Genomic DNA, 22567 nt, shown 5'->3' on the forward strand with positions numbered 1-22567 from the left:
AGGTTGAACACTAGCAAAAAAAGAAAGATAGGCGGTTTAGCACTCGCAGGAATGTTCGCGCTTTCAGCAGTTCTCAGTGGGTGCAGCACGAGTGGGCAGAGTAAGGAAGCTGCGCCAAGCACGCCAAGCCCAGCACTGGAGATGAAGGATGGTAAATATGATCCACCCGTCAGCATTACCTACTTGCGGCCGTGGGGTCCGGATGTGAAGTTCAAATCGGGTGAGGATCAAGACAACAATGTGCACACGAAATGGGCCAAAGACAAGCTCGGTATTGAATTGAAAAATCAATGGGTTTCACCTTCCACCAATAATGCATTCGAAACCAAGCTGCGCCTGTCACTTGCTTCCAATGCAGAGATGCCGGATATTATCTCGTATCGCGGGGAGTTCAATCTGGTTCGCGAGCTGATCGAGACAGGCAAATTCGTCGATGCTGGAGAATTGTTCGATAAATATGCGAGTGATACCTGGAAAGCAGCCGTTAATGAAGATCCTACCGTATGGTATCCGTATATGCAGGACGGCAAACGAATCGGTATTCCCATTCTCGATTACGCGTATAACGGTGATCCGGTAATGTGGATTCGGGAAGACTGGATGAAACAGTTCAATCTGAAAGCACCGGAGACATTAAGTGATCTCGAAGTAATCATGGAAACGTTTACAAATAAAGACCCGGATGGAAACGGCAAAAAAGATACGTACGGTCTGACGATCGGATTCAAAAACTGGCTGAACACCTGGATGTCCGATGCCGGCTGGATTTTCGGAGCTTACGGCACAATGCCGAATCAATGGAATCTGAACGCAGAGGGCAAGCTTGAATATGGCTCTGTCACACCAGGTGCAAAACAGGCTCTGGCTACACTGCAGGACTGGATGAGCAAAGGATATATTCCAGAAGAAGCGGGCGTCTATGATGAGACCAAAGCTGCTGAAGAATTTACGGCTGGTAAAGCAGGTATTGTTGTAGGACCTCACTGGATGCCATCATGGCCGCTGGAGGATGTGAAGAAAAATAATCCGGAAGCTGAATACAAAGCTTATCCCATCCCGGAAGGACCAGACGGCAAAGCAGGCCGACATGGTACTTCCAACGGTAACGGCGTGATCCTGATTAACAAGGACATGAAGAACCCGGAAGCATTTTTCACCTATCAGAACTACCTGTTTGACCACTATGCGAATCCAAAAGAAGGCGATGAGTTCGAACATGGCTTCGCGGAAGGATATGACTGGGCTATGGTTGACGGCAAACCTTCCACAGATGCCAGTGTAACCGGTGGTTATGCACCTGAGAAGTACACGCTGACATTCGACGGTGCGCGAATTCCAAACCTGAGCATGACGACACTAGCCAAGCTCGCAAGCGGGGAAGAAGCAATAACACCTTTCGAGAGAAAAATTAAATCCGGTGTGCCGGAGCCGATGCTCGCAGCAGCCAAAATTGTTCTGGATCAAAAAGACATTGTCTACAACCAAATGTTCACAGGCGCTCCAACCATGACGATGCAGATGAACAACGATATTCTGTCCAAAATGGAGAAAGATTTGTTCTCACAGATTGTTTACGGCAAAGCTTCGGTAGACGCATTTGATGGATTTGTAGAGAAGTGGAAATCTTCCGGCGGGGATCAGATTACACAGGAAGTGAACGAGTGGTATCAGTCCGTAACGAGCGGTAAATAAACAGCGGAGTTTAGTCGCAAAACAGGCTCAGGAGTAAGAGCAAGTCCATCCATCAGGACGGTCAAACAAAATGAAAAAGGCATTGCTGGAGAACATTCCGGCAATGCCTTTTGGCAGTCTTTGTGGTGCATGACAGCGAAATCGGAAGAAGAGAAGTGGTTGGAATGAAAACATTCCAAACCCTGGGCAGTCTAAGGAACAGGACAGCCTGGCTTCGGTTCCTTGCTCTATCAAACGGGCAGATTTTCTCTGTATTCTTGCGGTGTCACGTCATAGAATTTTTTGAATACCCGGATGAAATAAGCGGTATTGTTATACCCGACAAGCTCGGCAATCTCAAATACCTTTTCGCTGGATGAACGCAAGTAATAGGCCGCTTTCTCCATTCGTAACCGATACACATAAGCTGTAAGAGCTTCTCCGGTCTCTGCTTTGTACACCTTGGACAAATACACCGGGTGAAGGTGAACATGCTCAGCTATAGCGGGCAAGGAGACATCACCAGCGAGGTGATGGTCCACAAAGCTTTTGACACTGCGCACGATCGTACTGTGATTGTCCTTCAGCTCTTGTTCTGCGTCCTCACTGATCGTATGAAGCGCCCGGATAGACCAGTCCTTTAGCTGCTGTGCGGTTGCATAACTCGGTGCCTGAAAGTATCGATACGTTTCGGTAGGCAGGACGGAAGAGATCTGTTTGCCGTTCTTGTGAATGATATAAGCGAACGCTCCAGCCAAGGCGTGATACACTTCAATGGTCGTTTCCGCGATATCATGATGTTCCCCAGATTGCAGCAGTTCTTCGAAAATCACCTCGATTTTTTGCTCCACATCGTCGAAGCGTCCGGCCTCCAGCAGACTGATCAGTGTGGGCGGCTTGTACAGGGAACGGATGGCCGGCAGTGGATGTACATCCGGATCATCCGAAGCGGTCACGAACAGGCCACGTGCCTGACCCATCCGCTTTCGCATGGAGCGTACCGCTCCCTCGTAGATTTCCCCGATGTCGTCAGGAAACTTGCCCCAATGAGAGACCGAGATGGAAATGGCTCCTTTCAAGTAGAGCTGTACATTGGTTTGAATCTGGGTTGCATAATGCTCCAGCAGTGCTTGCGGTTTTTCATCCTTGGTCAACCCTGTCGGTGCGGCATGCTTAACACTTGCCAGAACGACAAGATAATCGTGAACATCCCGTGTGTGCCAGATGTGAAAATGATGCTGCATTACTTCGCTGATGATATTGCATATTGCGTATTCCATCAATGACAGATCACGTTGTCCCATCTCGGACAAGTGTTCCTCCATACGAATCACCATCATGCCCAATTCCTCACCGACCGAGTAGGGCAATTCCAGCAACTCAAGCTTGTCCGTCAATGCTTGCGGAGAATAGGTTTTGCCCGTGAGCAGTTCGTGAAGCATGGTCGATTGCAGAAGAGGAAGATGGTCCTGAAACGCATGCAAAGCACGTTGGTACGACGCAGCGGTTTGCCATTTTTGCTTAATGCGGTCCACGAGACGCTGTACGGTCTCGATCAGGTCTTCATCGCTGACAGGCTTAAGCAGGTAGTCGAAGCTTTCCTGTGCCATCGCCTGCTTGGCATATTCGAAATCGGCGTATCCCGATAACAGAATGGTCTGCACATGCGGCCATCGTTCGTGAATGGTCGTGATCAGCGCAATGCCGGACATCTCCGGCATGCGAATATCGGTCATGACGATATCTATATCGTGATTTTCCATGATTTCCAGCGCGACCGCGCCAGATAAAGCTTCGTGAACCGTGCCAATGCCGCAGCTTTCCCACGGGATCGTTTCAGCTAACGTTTCCACAACCGATTTCTCATCGTCAACCAATAAAATCTGTAACATGTTGTCACCTACTCATTAAGATTATCGTGCCATCTGATATTTACTTTCACTCCGCCACTGGGCGAATGTTCATATTCTAATCCGGCACCTTCACCATACAAAAAGTACAAACGCTGATGTACGTTCCAAGTACCGCAGCCCATATTTTCATCCAGCGGTTTCAGCAGGTTGCTCTTTAATTGATCCAGCTGTTCATCCGTCATGCCACGTCCACTGTCTTCAACGGTAATCCTATACATGTCGTCCTTGTAATTCGCATGAATGGTAATATAACCGTCCTCGGATCGTGGCTCAATGCCATGGATGATAGCGTTCTCAACGATTGGCTGAAGTGTGAGTCTGGGTACGGTTTTGCCCAACATTGCATCAGGTACATCGATTGTAAAATGCATCCGCTCCAGTCTCAACGCCTGGATTTCCAAGTAATTTTTGACCATTGCCAGCTCTTCCTTGATCGTGGTCTGGTCCTTCTCCGATCTTGTTATGTATCGATAATACTCACCCAAATTCAGTGCCATGGCCACAACCGCTTTTTCGTTTTTCATCCGGGCCATGTTTTTGATATAGAAGAGGCAGTTGTACAGAAAATGCGGATTAATCTGCGATTGCAACTGTTTCAGCGTGGCCTCACGTCTTCTCAGCTGTTCCTCGTACACATTTTCAATTAACTCCTGTATTCGCTGGGCCATAATGTTAAATCGTGCAAACAGCAGGCTGAACTCATTCCGGGACGAATGATGCAAACGAACGGAAAAGTCGCCGGTTGACAAACGATTTGTTCCTTTTACCAGCTGTAGAAGCGGGAGTTGAACACTCCGGTACAAGACATATAATACTACGATGCTCATGGCAATCAGTACAGCGATGGAAGCATAAAAGAGATTGCGGCTGCTCGTAATGGGTCTCAGAATCTGCTGCATCGGAACATAATCGACATAATACCATCCCAGACTGCCGGATTGGATATAAGAGACATAGTACTCGGTTTGGTTCAGGTTGGCGGTGAAACCGCCTTTACCTTGCAGATCCGTCTCTTGCAGTTTGGTTTGAACTGCATCCAAGGTGTCACTCCCGCTGCTATTACTGATCAGGCCAAGTTCGGGGTGAAACATGAAGGGATCCCCCTTGTTATTTAACTTGTTCTGATCCAGCATCGCCGTTAAATGACGCACAGGAAAACTGATCTTGGTAATTAATCGGGCTTTGTCCGGCTTGATGCTCGCTGTGGTCGGGTCCGTCGTGTACCACTCAAACTGGTTATGCGTGTACGTCCATGACTTCGATAGCGGTTGGCTGAATTCATCTTCACTATACGGAATGTAGGCATAATAATCGGTCGAGATGACTTTTTGCAAGCGCGGAAAATACAACGTAATTGTTGAATGCCATTTGCTTGCCGCATTATACAGATTCATCTTTTCCAGAATGGCACTGCCTACCTTGACACGTTCATAAGGAATATCTTTATAGTCCGGCCGCTGGTACTCCTGAATGCTGGAATCCTGTCCAATGGACATGCCGTATAAAGATAGTTGGTAAATGTTGGACTCTACTGAGTCGGCAAAAGTGGATAGGTGATTCATCGTATTATTCTGGATCTCTTGTTCAATCACACGCACGCTTTCTCTGTTTGAATACGTGTACAGAAACAGGACCAGAACCAGCAGCACGACGAACAGCAACGTGATCTTGGTGAAGACATTCAGACGGGCGAACAACGCTCAACCTCCTCAACTCATTAAAATATTGTTATCGTTGTTGCAATATTAGGATATAGATCGCAAATGGCCGTTGCTATAATTTTAATATACAAGTTCACGCGCACTTGTAAAATACAAAATTTATAACATGGGGGATGTTGGGGTGAAGGAACATACGTTAGAGACGCCGCGCAAACGGCGGGCCATCAAGGTAAAACAGCGTTGGAATATGCAGCGAAACTGGTCCTTGCATTTGATGCTTGTTCCGGCGGTTATGCTGGCCATTATTTTTCAGTACATACCAATGGGAGGCATCGTTATTGCTTTTCAGGATTTCAAGCCTTACCTGGGATTTACCGAATCGAAATGGGTAGGTTGGGATAATTTCAAATATTTGTTCCTGTATCCGGATGTGGGGCAAGTGATCTGGAACACGCTGGTGATTGCATTTTTCAAAATTATTGCAGGGTTAATTGCTCCATTCCTGTTCGCCATCCTGTTAAACGAAGTACGACTGGTTGCCTTCAAAAGAGTCAGTCAGACACTCGTTTATCTGCCGCACTTTCTTTCTTGGGTCATCCTGGGTGGAATTTTGCTGGATATTCTTTCTCCGCAAGGAGGCATGGTGAACAAACTCGTCGTTGCGCTGGGAGGCGACCCGATATTTTTCCTGGGCGATGGAACATGGTTTCGGATAACACTGATTGTTAGTGATGTTTGGAAAGAATTTGGCTTCGGTACGATCGTATTTTTGGCTTCTCTCTCCGGTATAAACCCGGCATTGTACGAAGCGGCAGAAGTGGATGGAGCAAACCGGTTCAAGCAGACGCTGCATATAACGATCCCTGCATTGATGCCGATTACCATCGTACTCATGACACTTTCAATCGGTAACATTCTGAATGCCGGATTTGATCAGGTCTTTAACCTGTATAATCCACTTGTGTATGACAAAGGCGACATCATTGATACGTTTGTCTATCGACTTGGTATCCTGAACGGCAAGATGAGTTTTGCCACAGCTGTAGGGTTATTCAAATCGGTGGTAGCGACCATTCTGATCGTCATCTCATATCGACTCGCTTACAAACTGGCTAACTATCGCGTGTTCTAGAGAGGAGAAAAGGGCTTGTACTACAAAACAAAAGGATATCGAATTTTCAGCGTTGCCAATTATATTTTTCTCGGCGTATTATCACTGCTTTGCATACTGCCTATCATTCATATTTTGGCTGTCTCGTTCAGCAGCATGGCGCCGGCCTCATCCAATCTTGTCAGCTTCTGGCCGATCGGGTTCACCACAGACGCGTATGTAAAAACATTCGGCAATTCCAATTTTATTAACTCCTTGCTGGTCTCGGTCCAACGAACGGTCATTGCGACTCTCATCGGCATGGTGATCATGCTGATTACAGCGTTTCCACTCTCGAAGGAAGACATCAGCTTTAAGGGTCGTTCAATATACACATGGTTCTTCGTATTTACAATTTTGTTCAGCGGCGGTCTGATTCCGAGTTACATTCTGATTCAAAAGCTGGGGCTTATGGACACGATCTGGGCTCTCGTTCTGCCGGGAGCGCTGTCCGTGTGGAATGTGATTCTCATGATGAACTTCTTTCGTGGTCTGCCCAAGGAACTGGAGGAAGCTGCCTATCTGGATGGGGCTGGTCATATCAAAACGCTGGTGCTGGTCTACGTCCCGCTGTCTCTCCCGGCGATCGCCACGCTGTCACTTTTCACCATGGTAGGTCAGTGGAATTCCTGGTTCGACGGCATGATCTATATGTCGGATGTGAAAAATTATCCACTTGCTTCCTTACTGCAGACCATTATCGTGCAGCAGGATCTTAGTAAAATCAACGTAGACCCGTCTATGCTGGAGAATGTCTCCCAGCGTACCGTTCGCGCAGCACAAATCTTTATAGGGGCATTACCTATTTTGCTGGTATATCCATTTTTGCAACGCTTTTTCGTAAAAGGCATCGTCATCGGGGCAGTGAAGGAATAGCGCTACCCGGAAGTAACCATACATTAGGGAGGAATACGGGTGAAGAAAGGTTTGGCTTGTCTCGTGGCAGGAAGCATGATGGTTTCACTGATCGCTCCCGCAGCAGCCGGAGCGGAAAACACTCCAATGCAAGTAGGGAAGGGACAGATGCAGGCGGGCAGCCTGCATTCTGCCCCATATCAGGATATGACGGGCCACTGGGCAGAAGCGGCCGTGACGCGGATGCAGAATCTGGATTTGATCAAAGGATATTCGAATGGCACGTTAAAACCGAATGAACGCATCAGCCGCGCTGAATTTGTGGTGCTGCTGGACCGGGTATTCGGCTTTGCCGGCGGGCAAGCATCAGGGTCAGTTTCGTTTTCGGACTTGAATGAAAGGGACTGGTACTATGATGCACTGGTACGTGCGCATGGATCAGGAATCATCCAGGGAACCGATGCTGCACATCTGTCACCGGATCTGCCCATCACAAGGCAGGATGCCGCAGTCATGGCAGATCGGGCGTTTCAACTTTCGACAGGCAAGGAAGACAAGCAAGTGTTAATCCGTTTCAAGGATGTGCAGGAGGTGGCAGACTACGCCAAAAATGCGTTAAGCTATTTGGTTCAGGAGAAAATTGTAAACGGATACAATGACGAGTTGTCTCCGAAATCGGATATTACACGAGCTGAGGCAGCCACGTTGATGTCCACCCTAATCACGGATGTTAAACATACTTCTGGTACGTATGAATCAAATGTGGATGGTAACCTGGTCGTTCGATCAACGGACGTCACGCTTCGAAATATGACGGTTGACGGTAATCTGTTGCTCGCCGAGGGTATTGGTGAAGGTACAGTGACGCTGGATGGTGTGACAGTTAAGGGGAGTGTCATTATCAAAGGTGGAGGAAGCCACTCCATCGACATTCATGGCTCCAAACTGAAACATGTTATCGTCGATAAAGCTTTCGGTTCGGTGCATGTAAATATCGAGGGGAACAGCGAGGTCAATGAGATGACCGTCATGCGCAAAGCAACGGTTGAACTGTCTGCGGAGAGCATGATTGACAGGTTGAGCGTGAACAGCAAAGCTCGTCATACCCGTATCGATGCCAAAGGCAAGATCAAGCTGCTGAATGTGGAAGCCGAAAACGTACTTGTTAACGGGGAATCAGTTACAACAGGGCAGCACAGTGTGAATACGAAGAAAGGCAACGAGCAGCCTGAACATCCTGAACAACCGAAATCAACCTTACCCGGTAGCGAAAATGGTTCAAATGCTGCCACGCCTTCCAATCCTGGCGGAGTGGCACCACCCGTTCCCGGTACGCCTTCAGGTGAGAAGCCGATCCCTGCTACTACCATACCGAACGAGCAATGGGAGCTCATCTGGAATGATGAATTCAGCGGATCTTCCGTGGATGCTTCCAAATGGACGGTGCAGGATACCGGACTTGTCTATAACAATGAATTGCAATATTACAGCCCTGACAATACACGCATCGTTAAAGATGGTGACCGGAATGTATTGCAAATTGAGGCAAAGCGAGAGCAGAAGAGCGGCAAGTCATTCACATCAGGCAAGCTGATCACGATGGGCAAAGGGGACTGGACCTACGGCAAAGTTGTCGTTCGGGCGAAACTCCCCGTTCAGCAGGGCATGTGGCCGGCGATCTGGATGATGCCCACGGATGAAGCTCACTATGGGGGATGGCCGGCTTCTGGCGAGATTGACATTATGGAACTGATCGGTGGTAAGAACAAAGATCACGAAGTATACAGCACCATCCATTATGACTCCAAGAAACCAGACGGTTCACACGGACATGATCAAGGGAAATTTACACTGCCACAAGGGCAATCCTTTGCAGATGATTATCATGATTTTCAGGTGGAATGGCTGCCCGGCATGATTCGATTCTACGTTGATGGAAAACTGCATCATCAGGTGAACAATTGGCAGACCACTGCGGCAGGGCAGCCGGAAAGTTACACCTTCCCAGCCCCCTTTGACCGACCGTTTTATCTGATCCTTAATCTGGCAGTAGGCGGAGACTGGCCGGGATCCCCGGAGAGCGAATTTGTGTCCGAGAAGATGAACGTTGATTTTGTGCGGGTGTATTCGTATAAAAGTATGGATCAGTGGCCCGATGTAACCTCAAATCCCATCGAGCCTGAACGGCAGCGTGAGCCGCAAGCGGACGGAAACCAGATCTATAATGAACGCTTCACGGAAGGCGTAGATGCAACAGGAGTACCGAAGGAATGGAAGTTTATCACGAATGCAGGTGGAGCAGGTAAGGTTGAAGTCGTTGATGATGAACAAAAAGGCAAAGCAGCGAAGGTGACCATATCACAGGCAGGAACCGAAAGCTATTCCATACAACTGACACAAATGCCGATCTATTTGAAGAAAAACAAAAAATATAAGGTGCAGTTCGATGCAAAAGCTTCGGCTAACCGGGTGATCCGTTCTAAAGTGACGCAGTTTGAAAAAAGCTGGACGAACTACTCCGAAGAAAAAGTATTCTCTTTAACGCCCGATTGGCAGCCGTTCGAATACACGTTCAACATGCGTAATGGTTCCGACAACAATGCAAGGTTCGAATTCAATCTGGGACTGAATGAAGGAGAAGTGACGTTGGCCAATGTGAAGCTGACGGAGATTGGTGAAGCCGATTCTCTGCCGGTGGAACGCAAAGCACTGCCGGATGGCAATTACATCTTTAATGGTACGTTTGATCAAGGTAAAGAGCGTCTCGGCTTCTGGTCCAACCGGATTCAATCCGGTGCCGAAGCACAAATATCGGTGAATAACTTTCTGAAGTTCCCGATTATGGAACGGCAGCTCGTGGTTGATGTGAAACAAACGAATGGAGAGCCTGATCAAGTTGCTGTCATTCAGCCTGATATGAAACTGGAAGGCAGCACGACCTATGGATTCTCTTTTGATGCAAAGGCGGATATGCCTCGCACTATGGAGGTCGATTTATCCAGCGCAGAGGGTCATGAGGTACAGGTGCATCAGGGGCAACAAATTCAGCTCGGACAGGAGCTTAAAAATTACACAGGTGAGATTGTAATCGGTGAGGGAGCGGCTGCAGCAACTTCTGAACTGAAACTTCTATTCGGCAGTTCTACGGGCAAGGTCTACGTGGATAATGTCAGGTTGACCAAGCGCGGAAAGCCGGTATTGATTCAGGGCTATACGCATATTCCAGCAACGGATGCTTGGATGATGCAAGGCCTGCAACTCGAAAACTCCGATGAAGGCGGCAAACATGTCAGCTACATGGACGAAGGTGACCTGCTTCAATTTAAAATGGATGTTGCGAGTGACGGAGTCTACGCATTCTCCACACGGATGGCGAGTGCCAAAGCCGATTCAAAAGTCCGATTCAGTATCCAAGACGAGCAAGGAATAACCGTAGCAAGCACTGATCTGCTGCTTGGAGATACGGGTGGATGGCAAACTTACAAAACCGTATATCTGCCAGCATTTTCACTGAAAGCCGGAGCATCGTATTACGTTAATTTGGAAGGGAACGAATACAATACACGCTGGTTGGACGTTTCACAGAGCCAGGTGAAGAATGGCGAATTGACTGCAAATTCGGCGGATTGGACACTGATTCCCGACGTTTTAGCGGCTACGTATGGCAGTGATCACGGCATGAGTATTACTTTGCCGGGCACAACCGAGAATTGGTGGGAAGTGTTGCTGCAGCAAGGTCAGCTTTCTCTGGAGGGGAGTAAAACGTATCGTCTGAGCTTTGAGGCCACTTCGTCCGCTCCAAAGTCTATGCAAGCAGTAGTCTCGCAGGGCAGCGGTGGAGATACAAAGTATATGGATGAAACAGTAAATCTGACTGAAACCAAGCAGCGATATGCCTATACCTTTACAATGGGGGAACAAGGGGATGCTGCAGCCTTGCTGAATTTTGGTCTCGGCACCCCTCCAGCGGGAGAGCACAATGTATCCCTTCAAAATGTGATGTTGTTCGAAGTGAATCCCGCTGCGGATCAAGGCGGACAGCCGGTGCATGTCAATCTGATCCCGAATGGGGACTTTGCCAAAGGAAGTGAAGGCTGGTTTAAACATTCGGACGGGGTTGAATCAGAACTGGTAGTTAGCGTTGATAATCAAAAGCTGCAAGCTCAAATCGGTCAGGTAGGAAATAATCCTTGGGATCGACAGGTGATTAATGAAGGTTTTGCAATGCAGCAGGGTTACAAATATAAACTGATGTTCAAAGCCAAAGCGGATAAACCGCGTGAAATGGGAATTGGCATCGGTTGGGTTGATGTTCCCGCTGGATACGCATGGCACGGATTCTTTGGTGAACGAGTGGACTTGTCTACCTCGGAGCAGGAATATACCTTTACATTTGATACAACCGAGCCGAGTTATGCAAACAGCCGAATTGTGTTTGATATGGGCAACATCAGTGGTATCGAAGACGGGAATACAACTATCACGTTATCTGATGTGAGCCTCATCAATCTGGGGCCAGCTCAATAGAACGGCATAAATTTATTAAAATTGAATGATGGCAGCAAAGTAGTACAGGACCGAGCGGTATGGAACTGTTCAAACGTGTACCGACCCGCAAGAAACCTCACTACAGTTTCAACTGAACTGAAATACAGCAATAGCGTCACCACAGTTCGTTAGCCAAAGTCACATCTCTTTTGACATAGCAGGCAATCGGTGTGTTGGGACGAAGCAGAGTTTTCATGCTTCGTCCTTTTTTAGTTTGCATCGGTTTTACTGTTCATCACTTCAACTGGCGATCAAGGAAGCGGAGTAATCGCAAAATCGTCAACAAACGCAGTGTTATAAAAACAAAAATTATATTATGTTCTTAGAGTGGAAATAAAATCGCTAAGCTAACTGGTCGATAGGTTTGGAGGCATAAATGGACGCGATTCTCTTGATAGCAAAACTGCCTGATTGGCTGCTGCTTTGATTAAGTCAACGGGCAGAATAACGCAACGAATAGAAGCAGACTGCGTCTAATAGCTCGTTGGAAAAATATGAGAGGGGTTGAATGAAAGATGACAGCATCATTTTCACATATGCCCAAAGAATACGAATGTCCATTTTGTCGTGTTTGGGGGATCGAGGGACCTGATCGGGGAACAAAACAAAGGGATATCATCTATCAGAATGAAAAGGTAACGGCATTTATAGCGAGCAAATGGTGGCCAAACAATAAAGGACATGTTCTTGTTATTCCTAATCCACATTTCGAGAACATCTTTGAACTCCCTGCGGATTACGCTGCTGAAATTCACCGTGCGGCTCAGCTTACAGCATTTGCAATGAAAAGTACATATGGATGTGATGGGATTTCAACGCGGCAACATAATGAACCTGCTGGCAATCAAGACGTGTGGCATTATCATCTCCATGTGTACCCCAGATATGTGAATGATCAACTTTATCTGTCACAGGGTTCTCAGTCCGATCCAGATGAACGCTCTTTCTATGCTGATAAGCTGCGATCTTGGATAAAGGAAAACATGTAAGGTCTGGGAGGAGCAAATGAGTACTCTAGTAAGAGAGATGAACCTTACATTACGTGGGCCATACTAAATGATTGGGGAAAAATAACAAACAGACTAACAAAAAGTGATACACTTAGATTCACGGGTACTGATGTTTTTACTGAAAAACAGTGTAGGATGATGACATGAGAAAAATATTATCTTTTATGGATTGGGGTATTTTTGCCCTTCGTTTGTACCATTACATTTTGCTGTCATCACGGCTGTTTACAGAAAGTGATCTGTCGAACCGAACATGGCTAAACGTCATTTGGCTTATGGCAGCCCTTATCGTTCCTTTGATATTCTGGTTTCCTCAACGGCGGATGAACAAGGTCTGGTTTTGTATCGCGGAGCTATTGCTGGGAGGCTCTTATTATGTGAACTCTGTCATCCATCCGGAACTGACTTCCAAAGCAGACTATCTGCTGCCGAGTCTAACAATGGGGTACTTATTGACCAAGCAGACACTCTGGGTCATTCCCGCAATTTTATTTATTCCTTTTATCTTCCAGTCTTATTTAAAATCACCTTGGGAACAAGCCTTTAGTAGTGGGACAGATAATGTGTTATTCTGTTTCATCGGCATATGGGCAAGCTTCGTAGCCAAAGCGTATTATCAGAAAAATGAACTTGTGGTCGAAGTAGAGCAGCAAAATAAGCTGTTAACCCACTACGCAGCTGAAATTGAGAAAATGACTCTGCTTGAAGAACGCAACCGTATGTCCAAGGAACTTCATGATACTCTGGGGCATTCCTTTATTTCAATCATTATGAGTCTTGATGCTTCCATCGCTCTTATGGATCGTAAGCCTGCCGAGGTCAAGGAACGGTTAATTCGCTTAAGAGCACTGGCTGAACAAAATCTTGACGAAATGAGAAGTATTGTTCATGAGATTGGAGAGGAAGAGGAGTCGAATCTTGTATGGCAGGTTGAGGCTCATGTGGCCAATTTTCGGGAACATACAGGAATTCTCCTGACGTTAAATGTACTAGGAACAGAGCAGCACACGCATTTTGAAGTAAGGCAGGCGATTCTGCGGGTCATCCAGGAGTCTATTACGAACGCACTAAAACATGGAAAAGCGTCTCAATTGCATCTGGAGCTTCAATTTTCCGAATTCGTTCTGCACTTGGTTGTTCGAAATAATGGGAAACCGATTGACAAATTGGAATATGGCTTCGGGTTGACTACGATGAAACATCGAGTTGAGCGGCTGGGGGGCAGCCTGTTTGTATCATCAGTGGTGGGAGCTGAAACGATTACCGAAGTCAGATGTGAAATTCCCCTCAAAGGAGTGGGGCTACATGGGGAAAATTAAAGTATTACTTGCAGATGATCAGGAATTAATTTTGGAGAGCCTACATATCGTGCTGTCCATGGAAGAAGATATTGAAATCGTTGGATTAGCTAGAAATGGGGAAGAAGCAGTCCAAGGCTGCTATCAGTTTCAGCCCGATATGGTATTGATGGATATCAATATGCCCGTCATGAATGGCGTTGACGCAACAGCTCTGATCAAAGAGCGAATGCCTATCATCAAAGTTATGATGCTGACCTCCTATCAGGAAGTGGAATATGTCATGGCGGCATTAAGTAATGGAGCAGAAGGCTATCTTCTCAAGGCCATCCACCCCAGAGATCTAGCTGCAGGCATACGGGTAGTTCATGCGGGAGGGACGTTAATCTCACAGGAGATGGCGAGTAAAATGATCAAAAGTATGAATACGGGATCCGCTATTAAAAATAATGAATACGGGCTTAGCAGCCGTGAAATTGAAATATTGCAAAAGCTAGCTTCAGGCATGCGTAACCAAGATATTGCAGAGGCTTTGTTTCTTAGTGAAGGAACGATCAAGAATTACATTTCAACGATTTACTCAAAACTTAATGTTAAGGGAAGACAAGAAGCAGCCCGTAAAGCCAGAGAGTCGGGAATCATGAATGACTAAGACAACATACAAAAAGCCGGTAATTTTTATAGTTGCCGGCTTCTTAGCCGTTTAGTCATATGACTTTATCATGACCAAAGCGCACTGTCACTTTATGACTTTTTCAGCCTATACTCATAACTATCATCAAACTATAAAGGGGCTGACTCACGAATGAAGAAAAGATCTGCACACACAGAATATTCGCAAATGGAGGAGAAATTAAGCAAATGGAGTCTATTTTGGCGCTTTCCAATCAGCTGGATGATCGCGGGAGCTATCGGCATAATTCTAGTGGATGCGTTGATCCGGCCGCTAGTAGAGCAATCACACGGCTTGGTTTCTCTTCTGTGGACATTAACGTTGGGCTTTCTGGCCATCATGGTGTATATACTCACCATGAAATATATAGCCCGTCGGTCCACTCCTGAGTTATCGAGAAAGGGCGCAGGGCTTGAAGCTGTTATGGGAGCACTAACCGGGCTTATCTTTATTGCCTTATCCACTATTATTATAGTTTCATTGGGAAGTTACTCCTTTCAATGGGTGAATGAGGCGGATACGGTTACTGTGCTAATCGTTTCTATTAAAGCAGCTTTAGGCGCAGCCATTGTCGAGGAACTTATCTTTCGTGGACTAATGTTTCAAGCTATAAATAAATTGCTGGGAACTTGGACCGCACTCGCTGTGACTTCTCTATTCTTTGGAATAGCCCATCTTGGGAATACAGGAGCAACATTATGGAGCGCATTCGCCATAACTTTAGAAGCAGGTGTTCTGCTTGGAGCCGCGTTTTTGTGGCGGCGAAACCTGTGGTTTGCCATGGGACTGCATTTTTCCTGGAATGCACTTGAAGGTGTGCTTGGCATTCCTGTTTCCGGACACAGTTCAGCCGGTCTGTTTATTGTGAAAGTGAACGGTCCTTCACTTCTCACTGGAGGTGACTTTGGACTTGAGGGGTCTGTAGTTCCGGTTATCATCAGCCTTCTGATTTCCATTCCCATGCTGTATGGTGCTATTCGCAATCGCAATCTGCCAACGAATTTTTCATAAGCTATATATAGAATACATCAGAATCTACACACACTTTATATATTTCCCCTGAATCGCAAACTCATCGGAACAAATTTATGATCACTTCGAAACATCAAATAGCTCTCTTGGTGTTATATAAGAGGGTTTTTTGATATGTAGAGGAACACGTATGAGTTTGGTTGTTCTGAAAGGAATTCTACCGGAGTACATAACATCAAGATAAGCTATAAAAATGCACTTAATAACAATTACTTTGCTTTCTTTTGTGAGATAAAATTGACTTTAGTTAGTCAGATTGGAAAGGGGGCAATTTCAATGCGAATCGATGCACATCAACATTATTGGAAGATTAAACGTGGGGACTACACTTGGATCACTCCAGACCTGCCCATCTTATATCAGGATTATTTACCAAAGGATCTTGAGCCGATGTTAAACAGGCATCATATGGACGGAAGTATTGTTGTCCAAGCAGCACCTACGATTGAAGAAACTAATTTTATCCTGTCTCTTGCTGATCAGACACCTTCTATTCTTGGGGTTGTAGGGTGGTTGGACCTATTCCAAAGGGAACATAGACAGCACTTTGAGAAATTTCGACTCCATCCAAAGTTCAAAGGATTTAGAGTTATGATCCAGGATATGCCCGACCCCACCCTTATTTTAAATAAAAAATTTGTTGACGCACTTCGTAGCTATGCGGAAGAGGGAGTACCAGTGGACCTGTTATTAACGCATCAACAAATGCATCTAGTTTTAAGGCTTATACAACAAGTACCGAAGCTTCGTGGCGTTATTGACCACATCGCCAAACCTCCAATTCACAGTAGAGAGATGGAGCCTTGGTCTCAATATTTGGCCGAAATTTCCACTTATCCGAATATCTATTGCAAATTATCCGGTATGGTAACCGAAACCGGTCGAGAAGGATGGAACCTGGAAGACTTTGTTCCCTATATTCGCAAGGTAGTGGAATTATTTGGGCCTAATCGAGTGTTGTTCGGTAGTGATTGGCCAGTATGTCTGTTAACCGCGGAATATGATCAGGTCATGGAAATTCTTCTTCATGCGATTCCAGAAAATTGGGGAGAACAGGAACAGAGTCGTTTGTTTGGCCTCAATGCGAGAGAGTTTTATAGATTATGAATCCGTTCAAGTCTTATAGATTATCTGTCATTAAATAATTTGTATTTAGGGATGATAATGTTACTATGATGTAGTGTAATTGAGGTACATGTTTTTTCTCACAAGCATTTATATTAGATGGCGATATATTAGACTATACATTAACCGAGCCTTTTAAATTTTCGACAATCGTTTCTGAAAACTCGAATTATGAAATGAAAATTAGTCGAATTTGTTGTATATGGACAGGTAAGCGCTTACGTTACAATGGATTCAAGCAAAAACAGGAACCAAAATGGCAACGATACCGACCGACATCGATCGTTCGGCAAAGGAATTCAGTTGTTTAGTTCAATAACATTAATGTGAGGAGAATGTACTATGGCAATGATTCGATGTAATTATTTCTCGGAAACGTTAGGACTCAGCACATCAATGACTGTTATTGTGCCTCAAGCGACCAGGGGACAAGTCGGAATGCAAGGCGTCGCCAATCGGGAGCGGCATCCCGTCCTCTGGCTATTGCATGGCGGCTCTGATGACGATACGATCTGGATGAGACGGACATCGATTGAACGCTATGTTTCCGAGCTGGGGCTTGCTGTCGTAATGCCTCAAGTCCAATTAAGCTTCTATACGGATATGGCGTACGGAGGAAAATACGGTACCTTTCTGATGGAAGAACTGCCTCAGATTGCCCGGTCCTTGTTCCCGCTGTCGGACGCTCGTGAAGATAATTTTGTCGCTGGGCTATCGATGGGAGGTTACGGCGCATTCAAATGGGCGCTGAGCAAACCCGACATGTTCGCTGCTGCTGCTGGACTTTCGACCGGTAATTTCCCGTTTTGGAGCCCGGGGCCGGGAGGCGAGTTTCCTCCGTTTCTGCGGCTCGCATTCGGAGACGGACCACATGTGGGAACCGATAACGATCTTTATCATCTTGTTCAGTCTTGTGATCGCGCAGCTGGACCAAAACCCGCGTTTTACCAAGCTTGCGGTACAAATGATTTCCTGTACAATCTAAATATCGAACTGAAGGAAACATTTAAGCAATCTTCACTGGATTACACTTACGCTGAAGAGCCTGGCGTACACGATTGGGCATTTTGGGATAAAACCATTCAAGACGTGTTGAGATGGCTTCCTTTGGAACGTGAAGAGTAAGTTCTATATATTAGGAACGGCTTCTTCTTGATATAATGATATATTTTGTGCCACATTGCGGTGAACCTTTCAAAAGTCGAAATAATGATCATTGAACTAATGGGAAACGATAGCTCAATGAAAAATGTTGTATCATCGACAAGACAAACTACTAAGTATAACATGCTGTCGGGCTTCTTTAAGCTAACCGGCAGGTTAGCACAACCATACCTGTTATTTTTTGTTTAACAGTATAACTAAAATCAGTATTCGTTGCCCTATCAAGAAGGTTTGAGTGGCGAATTCAACTTAAGCGGAAGAGGACTTTGCAGCTCTGCATTCAAAATTTCCGTTTGCGGCTCATGAGAGAGTCTGGGTGTGCGCGCACCTAGCATGAATGGATATACGACCCAAGCCGTACTGCAATGTTTGGTGTACTTCTGTAGGGGTGGAGACGAAGGGAAGAGACTTCAAACGAAGCGAGAAACGACAATGCCCTCGTAAAGGGATTGTCGTTTCTCGCTAAAACTTTAACCTTGTATAATTTCTGCTATCTGATCTTTTACATGTACATCACTTAGTCCGCCGTGGTAACAAACGATGGCTGTAAGGTCGAGATTAACATACTTATTCAATGAGAGCTGCGCTGTATTCATATCAGGTGTGGTCGGGGCATGAATACCTCCTAGTTTTCCGTTTACACAGTACATTGAATCCCAAGCAATAAGAGTTTTACTTTCCTTCAGGTAAAGACTATTCAGTCAGGTTGATTCTTATAAAAGGAGGGCTGAATTACAGAGAACGATAGCTTATAATTAAGACGGGTGCTATGATTTTCTATATCTCCATAGAGAGGGGACCACGCATGAACCAAAGACCGTCAGAAGAAGAATACGCCGGGGGCTTCGGCGAGTATATCCGGTCGGTGCCGGAAGGCAACATCATCGACATTCTGCTAGCTCAGGAAAAGCAAATGACCGAGCTGCTGGCATCGTTGACCGAAAGCCAGGGAGCGTATAGGTATGCGGAAGGAAAATGGACGCTGAAAGAAGTCGTGGGCCACATCGCGGACAACGAACGCGTTATGGCCTACCGCCTGCTCCGGTTCTCAAGAGGAGACAAGACGACTCTACCCGGTTTCGACCAGGAATCGTTCATACCTCCTTTCGGAAATTGGACGATCGCACAATTGGCCGAAGACTACCAGGCCGTACGGCAATCGACGATCACTCTGCTGCGCGGGTTGCCGGCAGAGGCGTGGTCCCTCAAGGGGACAGCCAACAACATAAGCATTACGGCGCGTGCCCTTGCGTACGTCTGTGCGGGACACGAACTCCATCACTTGGCGATCATCCAAAATCGGTACTTGAGTTAGTCGCCTTTTTAAGTCATACACTTTCCGCTCCGTTTGTTAATAGGCTGATGGAAGAGAGGAAAGACAGGAGGCTTACGGCTAGCGTGAAAACATGGTGAATAAGCTCGCAGGTGCATTTATCATATAAAGTTGAACAGTTCAGGCTTTTGATTGTCTTTGAGTATTTGAAAAGATTAATCAAGAGAGGAATGGTATGAATAAGTTGAGTTTGTATACAAAATTCGTGACTCATTGGTTCAAATGCTATTGGAAGCTGCATATGGTATGATATCAGTTGATCAACAAGAAAAAAGTTGTCGAGGGACAAGAACTTGTACCGTGAATATGGAGCAAATTCTTGAGTAATAGCTTTAAATAAAGTGGCATATATTGTTTTATTAAAAATTAAGAAGGCTAACAAGAATTGTACTTAAATTAATGAATCATTTTAGCAATTATAGGGTAAGGGAGAGTGGGTTAATGGATAGCAAACGGTTTGAAATTATTTATACTCAAGGAACCCTAGAATTTTTTAAGATTATTCGTGATAATCAGACAGGGGTTCTATACATGTTGAATCTTACTGCTGCTGGAAGTGGGTTGACCGTTTTGGTTGACCAAGAAGGAAAACCTTTAGTAGATGACAATTTTAAAAAATAATCGAGAATGAGTTTATATGGTTGTTGCGGGACAAGAACATTGTTCCATTCAAAGTCGCTATTATAGCGACTTTTTTTTGGTTTTTAAGAACTATGTTATTGTCCCATGCTGAGTTTGTAGCATTGTCGAAATCGACACTGTCATGATGTGGCCAGGTTTGTCGTAAAAAAGAGGGCAGTTTTTTTGCCGATGCCTGTCACACATCGTCAGAATGCTCTTCTATCTGAAGATGTGACTAGATGGCTTCAACTCTAAATAAATTCAACGGACTATCATTAGATGGTACGTTTTCTTTTGTTAAAATAGTAATTCAAGAACGTTAACCGTTCCGAACGGCGCTTTGTTTCTTTTTGTCCTATTGTCAAATCAACTAGCGTGGCAAGCGGTCTTCGATACCTTGGTTATAATATTCAAAGTAAGAAAACAAAAAAAACATTTGCGTTTTGCAAATAATAAAAGTATAACTATAACAAGAGGTGAGGTAATTGGAAAACAACTTAAGAGAGATGTTTCAGATCATGACACGGCGTTTTGGGTTATTGGATAAAAACTGCTGCACCGCAGGAGGGGTGGATATTTCACTCGTTCAAAGCCATATTATTTACGAAATTGATCGTAAGCATAATCCATCCATTCAGCAGGTGGCAGATGCACTCTCCATTGACATTACGACGTTTAGCCGCCAGGTTCAAAGTCTTGTGAAGTTGGGTTTGGTTCAAAAAACGCCATTACCAGAAGATCGACGGATATACATACTATCCTTGACTACACAAGGTAAGTTTGTCGCTACGGTCATTGATGAGCAGATGAATGATTATTTAAAAGAAGTCTTTTCGCATATGTCTGAGTTTGAACGGGAGATGGTGATCAATGCCGTTAAACTGTTAAACGAAAGTATGGCGAAATCCAGCGTATGCTGTACACCACTGGGATAATTGATTTATCCCATTTATTTAACAATATACTTGCAAAATGCAAGTAATTATGAGGAGGAAACCAAAATGTTTAAAAGTATCCCTGTTAACCAAGTGAACTGCTGCGAATCACCAGTACAAGAGAAGAGTAACTTACCTGTTGCGATAATTGGAGCTGGACCGGTTGGTCTTGCAGCAGCAGCACAACTCATTTCAAAGGGTGAGACCTTTCTATTGTTTGAAGCTGGAGATGAAGTGGGAGCAAATATTAGAAAATGGGAACATGTACGACTGTTCTCACCTTGGGAATATAACATCGATATAGCTGCTAAAGAATTGCTGCTAAAGGCGAATTGGGTCGCTCCTCAAAACGGAACCATCCCAACGGGGAAGGAGATTATTGAGCATTATTTAAAACCTTTGGCTGCGCTGCCTGAAGTGAGTCCATACATTCATTTGAATACGAAAGTTACTGCGATCAGTCGTAAAGGGTTAAGCAAAGTGAAAACAAGCGGGCGTGAGAAACTGCCGTTTGTGATCCATGCTGAACAAAATGGATTTTCATTTATTTATGAAGCGCGTGCTGTTATTGATGCCTCTGGGACATGGTCCAATCCCAACCCGCTTCGTTCAGACGGTATATTTTCAGAAGAGGAAAAAGCGCTTAGTAGTCACATTTCATACGGTATCCCTGCTGTATTAGGAAAAGATAGAAGTCGTTATAGCGGCAAGAAGGTGCTTGTTGTAGGTAGCGGACATTCTGCGATCAATACTTTGCTTGAACTTGCCGAGCTTCAAAAAGAAGAATCGGATACCGAAATTGTTTGGGCTATTCGAAAAGCGAATATTGAGGAGGTTTATGGCGGGCGAGAATTAGATGGGCTGCAGGCAAGGGGTGAACTGGGTACTCGAATTCAAAGAGTGGTTGAATCCGGTGCGGTAAGTGTCATGACGGCATTCCATATTGAAGAACTTCAGAAGCAAGGTGAAAAGATCCAGGTTTCCGGAACCATTCGTAATGAAAAAGTGGTGATTGATCACATCGATGAAATTGTAGGTAACACAGGTTCTCGTCCTGACTTATCAATGGTCCGAGAAGTACGGGTATTAACGGACCCAAGCTTGGACTGTGTTTATGAGCTCGCACCATTAATTGATCCCAATATACACAGCTGCGGTACAGTTAGACCACATGGTGAAAAGGAACTACGTCAACCTGAAAAGGACTTTTATATCGTGGGTGCCAAAAGTTATGGAAGAGCGCCAACCTTCTTGATGGCAACCGGATATGAGCAAGTCAGATCCATTGTAGCGGCTTTGGTGGGAGATATGGAGTCAGCACGAAAAGTAGAGCTGGAATTGCCGGAGACAGGTGTATGCAGTCTTGGTGGTAGTGGAGCTGGCAGCTGCTGTGAACCGGTTCAAGTAGAGGAAGCATCTTCGAATTGCTGCTCTCCTTTCAAAACGGAAAAGGAAGGATCAAATTCTTGCTGCGGATAAACAAGAATTCGAAGACATTTTTTCAACGAAAGTACAGTTTAGTTTAACCAGCGCGTTTAGTCATTTACAACAAATGGAACGTATGTTCCAATAATAGTA

The 22567-nt window shown here is 45.4% G+C and carries 16 protein-coding genes and 1 pseudogene; 14 read left to right on the forward strand and 3 right to left on the reverse strand.

What is annotated here, in order from left to right; all coding sequences use genetic code 11:
* Window positions 1-3 precede the first annotated feature (3 nt).
* Window positions 4-1692, forward strand: coding sequence for an extracellular solute-binding protein (locus tag AB3N00_RS02275; protein ID WP_413033109.1), 1689 nt, complete (start codon window positions 4-6; stop codon window positions 1690-1692).
* Between the two features lie 230 nt (window positions 1693-1922).
* Here the strand turns inward: AB3N00_RS02275 and AB3N00_RS02280 are convergent, their stop codons facing one another.
* Window positions 1923-3563: a response regulator transcription factor gene (locus tag AB3N00_RS02280; protein WP_413033110.1), complete on the reverse strand. Its 1641-nt coding sequence runs from the start codon at window positions 3561-3563 to the stop codon at window positions 1923-1925.
* An 8-nt stretch (window positions 3564-3571) separates the two neighbouring features.
* Window positions 3572-5281, reverse strand: a complete 1710-nt coding sequence (locus AB3N00_RS02285) for a sensor histidine kinase (RefSeq protein WP_413033111.1) — start codon at window positions 5279-5281, stop codon at window positions 3572-3574.
* A gap of 145 nt (window positions 5282-5426) precedes the next feature.
* Here AB3N00_RS02285 and AB3N00_RS02290 point away from each other — a divergent pair, with 145 nt between their 5' ends.
* The 9 genes from AB3N00_RS02290 to AB3N00_RS02330 all read left to right on the forward strand — a co-directional run bounded on the left by AB3N00_RS02290 (window position 5427) and on the right by AB3N00_RS02330 (window position 18061).
* Complete coding sequence (locus tag AB3N00_RS02290; protein WP_413033112.1) at window positions 5427-6377, forward strand: ABC transporter permease; 951 nt, start codon at window positions 5427-5429, stop codon at window positions 6375-6377.
* A 15-nt stretch (window positions 6378-6392) separates the two neighbouring features.
* Window positions 6393-7271, forward strand: coding sequence for a carbohydrate ABC transporter permease (locus AB3N00_RS02295; protein WP_413033113.1), 879 nt, complete (start codon window positions 6393-6395; stop codon window positions 7269-7271).
* 39 nt (window positions 7272-7310) lie between these two features.
* A complete protein-coding gene (locus tag AB3N00_RS02300) occupies window positions 7311-11777 on the forward strand; it encodes a carbohydrate binding domain-containing protein (RefSeq protein ID WP_413033114.1) in 4467 nt (1488 codons plus the stop codon).
* Between the two features lie 536 nt (window positions 11778-12313).
* Window positions 12314-12787: an HIT family protein gene (locus AB3N00_RS02305; RefSeq protein WP_413033115.1), complete on the forward strand. Its 474-nt coding sequence runs from the start codon at window positions 12314-12316 to the stop codon at window positions 12785-12787.
* Between the two features lie 164 nt (window positions 12788-12951).
* On the forward strand, window positions 12952-14127 hold the full coding sequence (locus AB3N00_RS02310; RefSeq protein ID WP_413033116.1) for a sensor histidine kinase: 1176 nt from the start codon (window positions 12952-12954) through the stop codon (window positions 14125-14127).
* The gene (locus AB3N00_RS02315) at window positions 14114-14758 is read left to right on the forward strand and encodes a response regulator transcription factor (protein ID WP_413033117.1); all 645 of its coding nucleotides are present in this window, start codon (window positions 14114-14116) and stop codon (window positions 14756-14758) included. Before AB3N00_RS02310 ends, AB3N00_RS02315 begins: the two co-directional genes overlap by 14 nt.
* 153 nt (window positions 14759-14911) lie before the next feature.
* Window positions 14912-15790 (forward strand): CPBP family intramembrane glutamic endopeptidase, encoded by an 879-nt coding sequence (locus AB3N00_RS02320; protein WP_413033118.1) that lies wholly within the window; start codon window positions 14912-14914, stop codon window positions 15788-15790.
* A gap of 297 nt (window positions 15791-16087) precedes the next feature.
* Window positions 16088-16918, forward strand: coding sequence for an amidohydrolase family protein (locus AB3N00_RS02325; RefSeq protein ID WP_413033119.1), 831 nt, complete (start codon window positions 16088-16090; stop codon window positions 16916-16918).
* A 360-nt stretch (window positions 16919-17278) separates the two neighbouring features.
* Entirely contained in the window at window positions 17279-18061 is a 783-nt protein-coding gene (locus tag AB3N00_RS02330) for an alpha/beta hydrolase (protein WP_413033120.1), read from the forward strand.
* Between the two features lie 509 nt (window positions 18062-18570).
* Here the strand turns inward: AB3N00_RS02330 and AB3N00_RS02335 are convergent.
* Window positions 18571-18795: pseudogene (locus tag AB3N00_RS02335) on the reverse strand (MBL fold metallo-hydrolase); the annotation flags it as partial.
* A gap of 110 nt (window positions 18796-18905) precedes the next feature.
* On the opposite strand from AB3N00_RS02335, the gene AB3N00_RS02340 reads away from it, so the two are divergent.
* The 4 genes from AB3N00_RS02340 (at window position 18906) to AB3N00_RS02355 (ending at window position 22468) form a co-directional block, all read left to right on the forward strand.
* Window positions 18906-19415 carry a DinB family protein gene (locus tag AB3N00_RS02340; protein WP_413033121.1) on the forward strand — a complete coding sequence of 170 codons (510 nt, stop codon included), beginning with the start codon at window positions 18906-18908 and terminating at the stop codon, window positions 19413-19415.
* Window positions 19416-19874: 459 nt separating this feature from the next.
* Window positions 19875-20054 (forward strand): DUF6440 family protein, encoded by a 180-nt coding sequence (locus tag AB3N00_RS02345; protein WP_413033122.1) that lies wholly within the window; start codon window positions 19875-19877, stop codon window positions 20052-20054.
* A 506-nt stretch (window positions 20055-20560) separates the two neighbouring features.
* Entirely contained in the window at window positions 20561-20989 is a 429-nt protein-coding gene (locus AB3N00_RS02350; RefSeq protein WP_413035171.1) for a MarR family winged helix-turn-helix transcriptional regulator, read from the forward strand.
* 66 nt (window positions 20990-21055) lie between these two features.
* A complete protein-coding gene (locus tag AB3N00_RS02355; RefSeq protein WP_413033123.1) occupies window positions 21056-22468 on the forward strand; it encodes an NAD(P)-binding domain-containing protein in 1413 nt (470 codons plus the stop codon).
* The last annotated feature ends 99 nt before the right edge of the window (window positions 22469-22567 follow it).

The sequence above is a fragment of the Paenibacillus xylanilyticus genome (assembly GCF_047246825.1).
GTDB classification, from domain to species: domain Bacteria; phylum Bacillota; class Bacilli; order Paenibacillales; family Paenibacillaceae; genus Paenibacillus; species Paenibacillus xylanilyticus_B.

What these genes read in the sequence shown, in the direction of transcription:
- AB3N00_RS02280 (WP_413033110.1), bottom strand. Translation starts at nt 3,563, where the DNA reads ATGTTACAGATTTTATTGGTTGACGATGAGAAATCGGTTGTGGAAACG.
- AB3N00_RS02305 (WP_413033115.1), top strand. Translation starts at nt 12,314, where the DNA reads ATGACAGCATCATTTTCACATATGCCCAAAGAATACGAATGTCCATTT.
- AB3N00_RS02310 (WP_413033116.1), top strand. Translation starts at nt 12,952, where the DNA reads ATGAGAAAAATATTATCTTTTATGGATTGGGGTATTTTTGCCCTTCGT.
- AB3N00_RS02315 (WP_413033117.1), top strand. Translation starts at nt 14,114, where the DNA reads ATGGGGAAAATTAAAGTATTACTTGCAGATGATCAGGAATTAATTTTG.
- AB3N00_RS02320 (WP_413033118.1), top strand. Translation starts at nt 14,912, where the DNA reads ATGAAGAAAAGATCTGCACACACAGAATATTCGCAAATGGAGGAGAAA.
- AB3N00_RS02325 (WP_413033119.1), top strand. Translation starts at nt 16,088, where the DNA reads ATGCGAATCGATGCACATCAACATTATTGGAAGATTAAACGTGGGGAC.
- AB3N00_RS02330 (WP_413033120.1), top strand. Translation starts at nt 17,279, where the DNA reads ATGGCAATGATTCGATGTAATTATTTCTCGGAAACGTTAGGACTCAGC.
- AB3N00_RS02340 (WP_413033121.1), top strand. Translation starts at nt 18,906, where the DNA reads ATGAACCAAAGACCGTCAGAAGAAGAATACGCCGGGGGCTTCGGCGAG.
- AB3N00_RS02345 (WP_413033122.1), top strand. Translation starts at nt 19,875, where the DNA reads ATGGATAGCAAACGGTTTGAAATTATTTATACTCAAGGAACCCTAGAA.
- AB3N00_RS02350 (WP_413035171.1), top strand. Translation starts at nt 20,561, where the DNA reads ATGTTTCAGATCATGACACGGCGTTTTGGGTTATTGGATAAAAACTGC.
- AB3N00_RS02355 (WP_413033123.1), top strand. Translation starts at nt 21,056, where the DNA reads ATGTTTAAAAGTATCCCTGTTAACCAAGTGAACTGCTGCGAATCACCA.